We start from the raw sequence: 12,787 nt of genomic DNA, 5'->3' as shown, positions 1-12,787 counted from the left end.
TCGATTTAAAAATCAACCTTTTAAAGGTACATAAATTTCTGTTTCATATTCATTTTGGTCATCTGTATGACTTTCATGTTTTGTGTAAAACTCTAAAAAGGGTTTTTCAGATACTTCTTTGTCAGAAGTAAAAATCCAATTACTAAAAATTTTATCGTATGTTTTACTGATAGATTTATAATTACCAATATGAGTAAAAACATCATATTTTTGTTCTGGAATTGTTTTTACTTTAAATTTTTTGTTTAAAATTTCACTTGTATTATTTATAACAAAACAAGCATCATAATTATATATTATACTTTCAGAAATAATAGGCTCATCCCATATTATTCCGAAAGAAATAGCTTCATCAGTATTAATCTTTACTGCTGACGCTTCCGCTAATAAGTTATCCCAAACTTCATCAATTTTATGATGGCAATAATCTCCTTTATATGTTTTGTACAATACTTTTTTAGATTCTAATACAGTAATTTTATCTTCAAAAAAAGGCATAATTGTATGTTTTTTATTATTCTTTTTTTGTAATATTTGTTCTTTTTTATTTCGGTAAATGGCAGGGGAAATACCAAAGTGTTTTTTAAATGATTTAGTGTATGATTGTACATCTGAATAGCCAATATTATCAGCAATATTTTTTATTTCATCATTTGTAAATAATAACATTTTTGCGCTATTTTCTACTTTTACTCTTGTAACATAAGCTCCTATAGTTTCGTTATAATGTGCTTTAAAAATACGTTGTAAATTTCTGTATGAAAAGTTAGATAATTCTTCTAAATCTTCTATCAGAATTTTTTGATTGTATTTGGTTCTTAAGTAGGATACTACTTGTTGTAAACGGTTTAAATAATATTCTTTAGTATCCATGTAACAAATATAAAATGAATTTTTAGTGTAACTTTTGTCTTAAATTGACAAACTTTAAGGTACAAAAAAAGCTGTTGATTTCTCAACAGCTTTTTAATAAATAAACCTTTTAATTTAAAACTTATTCTTGATTTTCAATAGCATCTTTTATTTTTCCTTCAAGTTCGTCCATTAATTCAGGATTATCTTTAATTAGGCCTTTAACAGCATCTCTACCCTGGCCTAATTTTGTATCTCCATAGCTAAACCATGAACCACTTTTCTTTATAATTCCGTATTCTACACCAATATCTAAAACCTCACCAACTTTAGAGATTCCTTTACCATACATAATATCAAATTCTGCAATTTGAAATGGTGGTGCTACTTTATTCTTTACTACTTTTACTTTGGTACTGTTACCAATAACTCTATCGCCATCTTTAATTTGTGTTCTACGACGAATATCTAAACGAACAGATGCATAAAATTTTAATGCATTACCACCCGTTGTAGTTTCTGGGTTACCGAACATTACACCAATTTTTTCACGTAACTGGTTAATAAATATAACAGTACATTTTGTTTTACTAATAGTACCTGTTAATTTACGCAATGCTTGCGACATTAAACGGGCATGTAATCCCATTTTAGAATCTCCCATTTCACCTTCAATCTCAGATTTTGGTGTTAATGCTGCAACTGAATCAATTACTACAATATCAATAGCTCCTGAGCGAATTAAATTATCGGCAATTTCTAATGCTTGCTCACCATGATCTGGTTGAGAAATAATTAAATTATCTGTATCTATTCCTAAGCTTTCTGCATAAAAACGATCAAAAGCGTGTTCTGCATCAATAAAAGCTGCAATACCACCTGCTTTTTGCGCTTCTGCAATTGCATGTAATGTTAAGGTTGTTTTACCTGACGATTCTGGTCCGTAAATTTCTATAACTCTTCCACGAGGATATCCACCTACACCTAAAGCTAAATCTAATCCTAAAGATCCTGATGAAATTGCCTCAATATCTTCAACTTGGCTATCTCCTAATTTCATTACAGACCCTTTTCCGTATGTTTTATCTAACTTATCAAGGGTAAGTTGCAATGCTTTTAATTTCGCTTCTTTTTCTTTATCTGCTGCCATAAATCGTTCTAATTATATTAAAAATAAGAGTGGCTAAGTTATGAAAAACTACCTTTATTTTACCATCTTTTTTAGGCTACATTTTGTAATATTGTTTTTTATTAATTTTTACCCAAATGAGTACAACTATTCTTTTAAAAAATGCAAATTGTAACGTTACTATAAGTAAAGGTGAAGTTATTAGTTTTATTGTTGATAAAGAAGAAATTATGCATTGTAAAGATGCACCTGGTTGGAATGCTACGGACATTGAAATGTTTCCTGTAATTGGACCTACAAAAATTAATAATTATAGTGTTGAAACACCAAATGGTATTGCTAAGCAAGATCAACATGGGTTATTAAGAGAACTTGATTATCAATTTATTTCTTCGGATACTACTACGGCTATTTTTGAAAAAAAATATGTAAAAAATACACTAATAAATAATGCTAAATTTCCTAAAAAATCTACGCAAGAAAAGTTGTTTTGGCCTTATGATTTTATTTTTAGAAAAATAATTTCAGTATCAAAAAACACTTTAAAAATAGATTTTGAAATTACTTCAGAAAAAGGAATGCCTTATATGTTAGGGTATCATCCTAGTTTTAAACTAACTGGTTTTGATACTGAAATTATAAAAACGGCAGACAAAGAAATTACTTTAAAAGATATTTTAAATGTAGGATCAGCTGCTTATAAGGTTTTAAATACTGATGAAATCATTTTGATAAAAAATGAATTACCTAACGTAAAAATAACGACCAAAAACTTTAATAATTTTATGTTGTGGACAGAAGTTAACAACATGGTTTGTATAGAACCTATAACTCAATATCCGTTACTTAAAACTCAAGAATATTCAGAAAAAAATATGAGAATTAGTACTGGTAAAGAGTATTTTTATGTAACTATTAGTACTTTATAAATATGGAACACCGACATTTTATAATTCATAAACCGTATGGTTTTCTTTCGCAGTTTATTAACAATCAAACAAGAAGAAAGAAAAAATTATTAGGAGCGTTAAATTTTAGTTTTCCTGAAGAAACAATGGCAATTGGTCGTTTAGATGTTGCCTCTGAAGGCTTGTTATTTTTAACTACCAATGGTAAAGTAAGTGCACAAGTACGCAGTAAAAAAGTAGAAAAAGAATATTATGTTCAAGTAGATGGTCTTATTACGCAAGAAGCTATAGATAAATTAAAAGAAGGTGTAGAAATTGGTTTTGATGGTAAAAAATATATGACTTTACCCGGAAAAGCTTTTTTAATAGATACTCCTAATTTTGATAATAGATCACAAAAAATTCGTGATGAACGTCATGGACCAACAAGTTGGGTATCAATTATAATAACAGAAGGTAAATTTAGGCAAGTTCGTAAAATGACAGCTGCCGTTGGTTTTCCTACATTACGTTTAGTTAGAGTGCGTATTGGTGATATTTTATTAAATAATATGAAACCTGGTGCTGTAATTGAAGTTACTGAATTGCTATAACTACGCTATTAAGCTCTCACCATTTTAATATGCGGAATTCCGTCTTCTAAATACCCTTCACCTATTTGTTTAAAACCGTGAGATTCGTAAAATTTCTGTAAATAAGTTTGTGCCGAAATCGTAATTATTCTTTCTTCGTAGTTATTAACAATAGCTTGTATTGATGCTTTTATTAAATCGTGTCCATAGCCAAATTTACGTTCGGTATCTTTTACAATTACTCTACCAATACTAGGAGTATCAAAATATTGCTTACTATCAAACAAACGAGTGTACGCTATTATTTTATCATCTTTTAAACCTAAAACATGCAATGCTTTTTGATCTTTAAAATCAATATCTTGATATACACAATCTTGTTCTACCACAAAAACTTCAGAACGTAATTGAAGTATTTCATACAGTTCTGAAGTTGTTAATTCTTTAAAATTTTTTACTTTAAAATCCATTAACAATTATTAGCTATTTTATTAACTCTACCTGCATGACGTCCTCCTTCAAATTCTGTACTTAAAAATAACTTTACAAAACCCAATGCTTGTTGTAATGATATAAAACGAGCCGGAATTGTTAAAATATTAGCATTGTTGTGTTGACGTGTTAATATTACCAATTCATTATTCCAACATAAAGCAGCACGAACACCTTGGTGTTTATTAGCTGTCATTTGCGCACCATTACCACTACCACATAAAATAATACCCATTTCAGCTTGTTCAGTTTCTACAGCTTCTGCTGTTGGATGAATAGCATCAGGATAATCCATACTATTAGTATCATTAGTCCCAAAATTAATAACCTTATGTCCTAATTCTTCTAAAAGAGTAATAATTTCGAATTTATACTCGGTACCTGCATGGTCATTTCCGATGGCAATTGTCATAATTTGTTGATTTTAATTTAGTTGTGTGTTACAAAAATACAGATATTCAGGGTTATCAACAGTAATTAACAATGCTTTTTTAAGTATTCTTAATAAGTGATTAGTTTTTAAGTACTTGAGTAATGTTAGTTAATTGTTAAGAAGTAATGGTATATTTTAAAAAGTTTATTTGATTTATTACATTTTTTTTACAATACAAGAACTACTATTACATACACAACTTTTTTTATGAGTTTCTAATAAACATTTATCAACATAAAATTAACCTGTTGTTTACAATGTAAATAAAATTAAGTATTCATAATTAACAGTTAATAGTTGTTTATAAGTTTTGTTAATAACTATGTTTTCTAATTGATTTTAAACATTTTATTAAGCTAATAACATGTTTATTTTATTTAATAACTGATACTCACAAAAATTTAATCATTTATTTATGCCACATATTAACACACTATAATAACAATCATTTCTTTTTTTAAATTTTAAAAATTCTTTATATATAATATTATATATGTTAATAACCTTAAATTTAAAAAAATGGAAGTTTTGAAATTCTTTAAAATTAAGGATGTGTTTATTTAAAAGAATAAATTTCTTTTAAAATAATATATAAAACTAGTGATGTTGATAAATAAGAATAAAATAGAAAAAGTACTTATTATACTGTTCTACTCCCTTTTTTAATAAGGTAGATAGTGTCTTTAGCTTTAACTAAATTTGTAGTAGGTTTTTCATTTAAAGTAGTATTAATACTTATTACGGTAACTATAATACCTGTAACAAATATGAATATAAATAAACCTATTATTTTACGTAAGTTTTTCATTATTAGTAACTTCTTATTATAAAGACGTAATAATTTGTGAAATGTTACAATTTTATTAAGATTTTTTTAACTTTTTAAGAAATTATAAATTGTATAGCTTTTGGTAATATAGTTGCAGTTACTTTTCCGGTACCTATTAATTCCCCATCAGCCTGAATAAACATGGGGTTTTTAAGAGAAGACGGAGTTATTAACAATGTATTAGATAAGTGTGTTTCTACCTTCTTATGATTTACAATTAAGCCGTTATATAATTTTTTAATATTTACAATTAAATCTAAAAGAGATAAATTTTTAGCAATGGTTATATCAAATAGCCCATCTGTAATATCCTTATATTTAGTTAATTGCATTCCTCCTGCTGAATATTTACAAATTCCGAATAAAGTCATTAAGCATTTTGTTTCAATTACTTTATTATTAACTTCAATAGTAAAAGAAGTTTTTTTGTAGAATAATAAACCAGCAATACCACTTAAAAGATAGGCTAAAGGACCGAATCTTTTAAGTGTATTCAACTTATTAACAACATAACCATCATAACCAATTCCTGCAACATTATTAAAGAAAGCAGTAGTATTTGTTAGTTCTAAATAGCCAATATCTTGTAAAATTGTTTTTTGTTGGTAAATTAAATCTATGGCTAATTTTATGTTATTTGGTATGCTATAAGTCTTAATCCAATCGTTTCCTGTACCTAAAGGAATCACTGCCACTGTAATATCAGAAGTTTTTACATATCTTTGCGTCATAATTCCGTTTACTACATGATGTAGTGTACCATCTCCACCAACGGAAATTATATTTCTATAACCTTGTTGAATAGCAGTGTGTACCAATTCAATTTCGTGTTTAGAATACGCTGTAAAAGCATAAGAAAAATCGATATTTCTTTCGTTTAACAATTGCTCAATCTCTTTCCAATTTTTAGAAAGTTTTTTATTTCCTGAAAAAGGATTTGCAATAACAAACCAAGAATTTATCATAAATAATAAAATATAATTAAGCCAAAATACAAAATAGATTGGTAACACTTTTTTAATAAACAAAACCTAAATTTATTTGTACTTTGGTAACAATAAAACAAGCAGAAGATTAATGACTAGAAAGAAAAAAATATACAAGAAAAAAGGTAGAGTAATAAAAGACTTGACCAGAAATATATTTAAAATTTTAAACGAAGACAATTCAAAAACATATAACCATAAGCAGATATCTGCTAAAATGGGAATTTCTGATACCGATGGTAAATCGCAAGTACTTAAAAAATTAGCAGAACTTACCGGAAATAAGAAAATTAAAGAAATAGATAGAGGTAAATATAAAATTAATGAAGATCGTAAATACCATATTGGTACGTTAGATTTAACATCTAATGGAAATGGATATTTTATGTCGGATGATTTTGAGAATGATATATTTATTCCATCAATAAATTTAGGAAAAGGATTACATCAAGATACGGTTAAAGCCTATGTTTATCAAAAACGTAGATCTAATAAATACGAAGCTGAAGTAGTAGAAATTATCGAACGTAAAAAAACTGAGTTTGTTGGTGTTTTACAGATGAATAAAAATTTTGGATTTGTAATACCAGATAGCCAAAAAATGTCTGCGGATTTATTTATTGCTCAAAACAAAATAAATGGCGCAAAAGATGGCGATAAAGTGGTTGTTCAAATGATCGATTGGCCAGAAAATTCTAAAAATCCGTTTGGTAAAATAACGCAAGTTTTAGGAAAACCTGGTGAGCATGAAACCGAAATACATTCTATTTTACTAGAATATGGTTTACCATACGAATTTGATGAAGCAGTAGAAAAAGAAGCAGAGAATTTACCAATAGAAATCACAGAGGAAGAAATTGCCAAACGTCGTGATATGCGTAAAGATTTAACCTTTACAATAGATCCGAAGGATGCAAAAGATTTTGATGATGCATTGTCATTTACAAAATTAGAAAATGGGAATTACGAAATAGGAATTCACATTGCTGATGTTTCTCATTATTTACAACCAAAAACTATTTTAGATGATGAAGCATATGATCGCGCAACATCTGTTTATTTAGTAGACAGAGTAGTACCAATGTTACCTGAAATGTTAAGTAACGGAGTTTGTTCTTTACGACCAAATGAAGAAAAATTAACTTTTTCTGCTGTTTTTGAAATCAACGAAAAAACGCAAATTGTAAATCAATGGTTTGGTAGAACTGTTACCTATTCAGATCAACGTTTTGCCTATGAAGAAGCACAATCAATCATAGAAAATTGTACACTTTCTGATACTGTTGAGCCGTATACAATGCCGCTTGATATTTCTATTATAGATAAAGAATATGAAGTAACACCAGAAATTGTAGAAGCTACTTTAAAACTAGATCAATTGGCTAAAAAATTGCGTAAAAAGCGTATGAAAGCTGGTGCAATATCTTTTGATAGAGTTGAAGTGAAGTTTGATTTAGATGAAAAGGCAAATCCTGTAGGAGTTTTCTTTAAAGAATCTAAAGATGCTAATAAACTTATTGAAGAGTTTATGTTACTAGCAAACCGAAAAGTAGCTGAATTCATAGGTTTTTCTAAAGGAAAAGAAACAAAAAATACATTTATTTACCGTACACACGATGAACCAAATATTGATAAATTAGCTTCTTTACAGAACATTATTAATAAATTTGGTTATAAAATTGATACAGAAACTAAAGAAAAAACATCGCAATCTTTAAATAAGTTATTAGCTGATGTTCAAGGAAAAGGAGAAGCCAATATGGTAGAAACTTTAGCAATCCGTTCTATGAGTAAAGCAGCTTATACCACTCAAAATATTGGGCATTATGGTTTAGCTTTCGATTATTATTCTCACTTTACTTCACCAATTCGTCGTTATCCAGATGTAATGACACACCGTTTATTACAGCATTATTTAGATGGCGGAAAGTCTCCAAAAGCAGAAGAATATGAAGTAAAATGTAAACATTCTTCACAAATGGAAGAAATGGCTGCAAAAGCAGAGCGATCTAGCATAAAATATATGCAGATTAAATATATGAAAGACCATCAAGACGAAGAATTTGAAGGTGTAATTTCTGGTGTAACCGAATGGGGAATTTACGTAGAAATTTCTGCCAACAAATGTGAAGGAATGGTTAGAATTAGAGATATAAAAGATGATTACTATATTTTTGATGAAAAGCAATATGCTATTGTTGGTCAATCTTCAAAAAATATAATTCAATTAGGAGATAAAGTTGTTGTTAAAGTTAAAAACACCGATTTAGAACGTAAACATTTAGATTTTCATTTAATTTCGCATTAAACTTTTATTGTTGTCACAATAAATTTTGATATTCGTCTTTATAGTATTGGTATTATTTTTGATTATACCTTATTAATTAATAAAATTAAAAATGAAAAAATTAGTGTTTATATGTTTGTTTTTGATGCCTATTGTAGCATCTGCTCAAACAACCTTAACAAAACAATTAGGAGAATTCTCTACAGTTAAAGTATACAATGGTATCGATTTAGAATTGGTTAAATCAGACGAAAATAAAATTATTGTTACTGGCGAAAAAACAGATAAAGTAAGCATTAAAAATAAAAACAATACTTTAAAAATAGCTTTAAATTTCCCTGAAACTACAGCAGATGGTAAAGTGAAAATTACGCTTTATTATGCATCGTTATTAGAAACTATTGATGCTAATGAAGGTGCTACTATAACTGGTAAAAAAATTGAACAATCACAAATTGAAATTAAAGCCCAAGAAGGCGCCTTTATCAATATAGTTGTAGATGTTAAGCATCTTATGGTAAAAAGTGTATCAGGTGCTGTTATTAAGCTTTCAGGTACAACAAAGAATCAAACTGTAGAAGCCAATTTAGGAGGAATTTATCACGGGTACAATTTAATTGTAAGTGATTTAAATTATGTACGTGCAGGCTCAGGATCTAAAGTAGAAGTGCAAGCTGGTGAAACATTAGATGCTAAAGTTTCTTTTGGTGGTTCTATTTTTTACAAAGGAACTCCAGAAGTTTTTAAAGATAAAAAAGTAATTGGTGGAGTAATTGAACAGAGAAGTTAATTTAGTATCTTTGTAGCATTAAAAATTAGAACAAATGAATTCATTAAATATTTTTTTAGCAATACCAGGTGGTGCTTCTATAGCATTGATTGTTGTAGTTGTATTATTATTATTTGGAGGTCGTAAAATACCTGAATTAATGAGAGGTTTAGGAACAGGTATTAAAGAGTTTAAATCTGCTACTAAAGAAGATGAAGAAGAAAATAAAGTAGAAGAAAAGAAATAATCTATTACTTTTTATCATATAAAAATAAAAGCTCGATTTGTATAAAACAAATCGAGCTTTTATTATCTAATTAAGTTTTTTGGGCTTCGGATTCTTCATTGCTTCACCTATTTGGTTACTTGCTGTAAAACTAGCTACCATATCGTTTAACATTTGACTTCCTGCTTGTGGCGAATTTGGTAATAAAATTAAATTACTGTTTGTTTCCTGTCCAATTGATTGTAATGTATCGTAATGCTGAGTTACGACGATTAAAGCAGATGCCTCTTGGCTATTTATACCTACTTTATTTAGTACTTCTACAGATTCTTCTAAACCACGGGCAATCTCTCTACGTTGATCTGCAATTCCTTGTCCTTGTAAACGTTTACTTTCAGCTTCTGCCTTTGCTCGTTCTACAATTAAAATACGTTGTGCATCCCCTTCATACTGTGCAGCAGTTTTTTCTCTATCGGCAGCATTAATTCTATTCATTGCTTCTTTTACTTGCGCATCCGGATCAATATCGGTAACTAAGGTTTTAATAATATCATAACCATACGTCATCATTGCTTCATTTAATTCAGATTTTACAGCAATAGCAATATCATCTTTCTTTAAAAACACATCATCTAATATCATCTTAGGCACTTCTGCACGAACAACATCAAATACATAAGAGGTAATCTGATCATGCGGGTAATCTAATTTATAAAAAGCATCTTCTACTTTTTCTTTTATAACTTTATATTGAACAGAAACTTTTAGTTTAACAAATACATTATCTAATGTTTTTGTTTCAATAATTACATCTAATTGCTGAATTTTTAAACTTAATTTTCCAGCAATTCTGTCTACTAAAGGAATCTTTAGATGTAAGCCAGACTGACGAATACTGTGAAATTTACCAAAACGCTCAATAATTGCAGCAGTTTGTTGCTTTACCGTAAAAAATGAAGCAAATAATAATATAAGACCAAAAAAGATAACTGGATAATAATAAATAGGCATAGTTTTTTAATTTTTATAGTTAGTTTGTTGTTAAAGATACAATAATATCTACTTTGTTTATTTGACTCTATTTTTATAAAATGTTACAATTTTTGTTTTTAAAGTTATATTTGCTAAAAATCAATTATATGGAACTTATTCAACAAAATGCAACAGAAATTTTAATTCTACTTTTCTTAATAGTTACTTTCTTACAATCGGGTATTGATAAAGTAACAGATTGGAATGGTAATGTAAATTTTATTAAAGATCATTTTAAAAACTCTCCTTTAAAAAATCTAGTACCAATTTTATTAGTTATTATTTTAGTGATGGAGTTAATTGCAGGTGCTTTTATGTTTATCGGAGTATTTAATTTAATAACTACTGATGATACAGCATTATCTTTATTAGGAGTTCAAATTGCAGCATTATCATTAATCTTTTTACTAATAGGTCAACGCTTAGCGAAAGATTATGCAGGTGCTATGACATTAGCTGTTTACTTTCTAATTACCATTGCTGGTATGTACCTTTTAAACAGCTAGTAATTCTTACAAATTATATGAGCTAAGATTCAGATGGTATCAGTTAAATGTATTTTATCAATCGATATATATTTGTATTGAATTTAAAAATAAACTTATATGAAGATTAAAATAATGTTACTATTATTAGTGATTACAGCTACTACACAGGCTCAAAATTTTGGAATTAAAGGTGGTTTAAACTTATCTAACCTAACAAATTTTGATAAATCATTTGAAGATGAAGTAGAATCAGAAAGTATTAGAACATCTTTTCATATTGGTATTTATAATGAAATTAAGGTTACAGATCGTTTTAGCTTACAACCAGAGGTTGTGTATTCATCACAAGGTGTAAACAATGAAGCTAACGGAATTGATGGTAAAGTTCAGTTAGATTATATTAATATACCAGTGATGCTAAAATTTTATTTAGCAGATTCATTCTATCTAGAAGCTGGTCCACAAATTGGATTTTTAGTAAATGATGAAATAGAAGTTGGTGCTATAAATTTTTCTGATAATGAAGATGTTTTTAATAAAGTAGATTATTCTTTAGATCTAGGTTTAGGTTTTAAAATATCAGAAAATGTTTCTTTAAATGCTAGATATGGTTTTGGACTTAACGGTGTTTTTGATAGCTCAGATAACTACGAAGATAATAATCCAAAAAATAGTGTATTTGCTGCTTCAATAGCATTTGGACTTTAATAAATTTTAATTATTGTATTATATTTTAATATAATTTTTACTGATAAAAAACCTCTTAAAATATTCATTTTAAGAGGTTTTTTTTATTTTGTAATGTAATCGTGTGTTTTGTAATTTTAAATTGATTAAAATGATGTTAAAAATCGTTTTAAATGTTTTTTATGATATAAATCAAGGAAGAATATTCACCATTTCCTTTTGCTTTTAAATTTGATCTTAAACCAGTAAGAAAAGCATGAATTGGTCTTGATTTTTTTGATTTGTATTTTTCTGATAAAAGCGAAACATAAAAAGCATCAAACTTCATTGGAAGTATTTTTTCTACGGTCATTTCAATATCAGAGAATAATTTTTTTATAGACGTTTTAGAAAAATGCCACAAGTGTCTTGGTACATCATAAGCTGCCCAAAATTCTTTATAACGGTTTGCATCGTAACTTTTAAAATTTGGAACTGCAATTATTAAAACACCATTTGGTTTTAGTAATTTTTTTAATTGATGCGTATATTCTATTAAATTGGGTACATGTTCTAGAACATGCCAAAGTGTAATTACATCAAATTGTTTTCCTTCATAGTCATAAATATCATTTTTAAGATTGATGTTTTTTTCTTTAGCAAATTTTCTTGCTTTATCAGAAGGTTCTATTCCATTAACTTGCCAATTATTATTTTTACATACTTTTAAAAAATCACCTGTCCCCGCACCTACATCTAAAATCGTTTTATCTTTTTTATTAAAAGAATTTATTAATTTTAATTTCTGATTTAAGGTATGGTTTTTTACTAATTGATATACGCGGTCAAAAAGTGTTTTCTTACTATCGGTATGAGAAATATATGAATCACTCGCATAATAACTTTCTAAATTAACCGGCACAGGTGAAGTAACAAGCATATCATATTCTTTATTATACATTACTTCATAACTCTCATCAGAAACAGTATAATCTATACAGTTTAATAACGGAGTTAGGTTTTTGTAAAGTGCTTTTTCTGTATTCAATTTCTTTTTCTTTTTATGATGTTCCATGTGGAACATGCTATAATGTCATTGCAAAATTACGTAAAAAAGA

The 12,787-nt window shown here is 27.8% G+C and carries 15 protein-coding genes; 7 read left to right on the top strand and 8 right to left on the bottom strand.

The window, feature by feature from the left end:
• Nucleotides 1–12 precede the first annotated feature (12 nt).
• Together H0I30_RS10670 and recA are read right to left on the bottom strand one after the other, a co-directional pair.
• Nucleotides 13–873, bottom strand: a complete 861-nt coding sequence (locus H0I30_RS10670) for a GyrI-like domain-containing protein (protein ID WP_218771847.1) — start codon at nt 871–873, stop codon at nt 13–15.
• A gap of 121 nt (nt 874–994) precedes the next feature.
• Nucleotides 995–2,002 carry a recombinase RecA gene (gene recA, locus H0I30_RS10665; protein WP_218771846.1) on the bottom strand — a complete coding sequence of 336 codons (1,008 nt, stop codon included), beginning with the start codon at nt 2,000–2,002 and terminating at the stop codon, nt 995–997.
• A gap of 116 nt (nt 2,003–2,118) precedes the next feature.
• On the opposite strand from recA, the gene H0I30_RS10660 reads away from it, so the two are divergent.
• Nucleotides 2,119–2,910, top strand: a complete 792-nt coding sequence (locus H0I30_RS10660) for an aldose 1-epimerase (RefSeq protein WP_218771845.1) — start codon at nt 2,119–2,121, stop codon at nt 2,908–2,910.
• Between the two features lie 2 nt (nt 2,911–2,912).
• Nucleotides 2,913–3,482, top strand: coding sequence for a pseudouridine synthase (locus tag H0I30_RS10655; RefSeq protein ID WP_218771844.1), 570 nt, complete (start codon nt 2,913–2,915; stop codon nt 3,480–3,482).
• 8 nt (nt 3,483–3,490) lie between these two features.
• Here H0I30_RS10655 and H0I30_RS10650 read toward each other — a convergent pair whose 3' ends face one another.
• From H0I30_RS10650 to H0I30_RS10635, 4 genes are all read right to left on the bottom strand, one after another.
• Nucleotides 3,491–3,931 (bottom strand): GNAT family N-acetyltransferase, encoded by a 441-nt coding sequence (locus H0I30_RS10650; RefSeq protein WP_218771843.1) that lies wholly within the window; start codon nt 3,929–3,931, stop codon nt 3,491–3,493.
• Nucleotides 3,931–4,365, bottom strand: coding sequence for a ribose 5-phosphate isomerase B (rpiB, locus tag H0I30_RS10645; RefSeq protein ID WP_218771842.1), 435 nt, complete (start codon nt 4,363–4,365; stop codon nt 3,931–3,933). Before rpiB ends, H0I30_RS10650 begins: the two co-directional genes overlap by 1 nt.
• A gap of 661 nt (nt 4,366–5,026) precedes the next feature.
• Complete coding sequence (locus H0I30_RS10640) at nt 5,027–5,194, bottom strand: hypothetical protein (protein ID WP_218771841.1); 168 nt, start codon at nt 5,192–5,194, stop codon at nt 5,027–5,029.
• 74 nt (nt 5,195–5,268) lie between these two features.
• Nucleotides 5,269–6,180 carry a diacylglycerol kinase family protein gene (locus H0I30_RS10635; protein ID WP_218771840.1) on the bottom strand — a complete coding sequence of 304 codons (912 nt, stop codon included), beginning with the start codon at nt 6,178–6,180 and terminating at the stop codon, nt 5,269–5,271.
• 112 nt (nt 6,181–6,292) lie between these two features.
• Here H0I30_RS10635 and rnr point away from each other — a divergent pair, with 112 nt between their 5' ends.
• From rnr to tatA, 3 genes are all read left to right on the top strand, one after another.
• The gene (rnr, locus tag H0I30_RS10630) at nt 6,293–8,509 is read left to right on the top strand and encodes a ribonuclease R (RefSeq protein WP_218771839.1); all 2,217 of its coding nucleotides are present in this window, start codon (nt 6,293–6,295) and stop codon (nt 8,507–8,509) included.
• 91 nt (nt 8,510–8,600) lie between these two features.
• Nucleotides 8,601–9,278 carry a head GIN domain-containing protein gene (locus H0I30_RS10625; RefSeq protein ID WP_218771838.1) on the top strand — a complete coding sequence of 226 codons (678 nt, stop codon included), beginning with the start codon at nt 8,601–8,603 and terminating at the stop codon, nt 9,276–9,278.
• 34 nt (nt 9,279–9,312) lie between these two features.
• A complete protein-coding gene (gene tatA / locus H0I30_RS10620) occupies nt 9,313–9,504 on the top strand; it encodes a twin-arginine translocase TatA/TatE family subunit (RefSeq protein ID WP_275315136.1) in 192 nt (63 codons plus the stop codon).
• A 66-nt stretch (nt 9,505–9,570) separates the two neighbouring features.
• Here the strand turns inward: tatA and H0I30_RS10615 are convergent, their stop codons facing one another.
• Nucleotides 9,571–10,494: an SPFH domain-containing protein gene (locus tag H0I30_RS10615; RefSeq protein ID WP_218771837.1), complete on the bottom strand. Its 924-nt coding sequence runs from the start codon at nt 10,492–10,494 to the stop codon at nt 9,571–9,573.
• A 128-nt stretch (nt 10,495–10,622) separates the two neighbouring features.
• Between H0I30_RS10615 and H0I30_RS10610 the strand changes: the two genes are divergently transcribed.
• Both H0I30_RS10610 and H0I30_RS10605 read left to right on the top strand, forming a co-directional pair.
• On the top strand, nt 10,623–11,021 hold the full coding sequence (locus H0I30_RS10610; RefSeq protein WP_218771836.1) for a DoxX family membrane protein: 399 nt from the start codon (nt 10,623–10,625) through the stop codon (nt 11,019–11,021).
• Nucleotides 11,022–11,120: 99 nt separating this feature from the next.
• Complete coding sequence (locus H0I30_RS10605) at nt 11,121–11,711, top strand: porin family protein (RefSeq protein WP_218771835.1); 591 nt, start codon at nt 11,121–11,123, stop codon at nt 11,709–11,711.
• A 148-nt stretch (nt 11,712–11,859) separates the two neighbouring features.
• On the opposite strand, the gene H0I30_RS10600 is transcribed toward H0I30_RS10605, so the two are convergent.
• Nucleotides 11,860–12,744 carry a bifunctional 2-polyprenyl-6-hydroxyphenol methylase/3-demethylubiquinol 3-O-methyltransferase UbiG gene (locus tag H0I30_RS10600; protein ID WP_218771834.1) on the bottom strand — a complete coding sequence of 295 codons (885 nt, stop codon included), beginning with the start codon at nt 12,742–12,744 and terminating at the stop codon, nt 11,860–11,862.
• Between the last annotated feature and the right edge of the window lie 43 nt (nt 12,745–12,787).

It is taken from the genome of Tenacibaculum sp. AHE14PA (genome assembly GCF_019278465.1).
Classification (GTDB): Bacteria; Bacteroidota; Bacteroidia; order Flavobacteriales; family Flavobacteriaceae; genus Polaribacter; species Polaribacter bernardetii.
The sequence above is the reverse complement of the archived record's forward strand: the minus strand, read 5'-3'. Positions and strand labels throughout refer to the sequence as shown.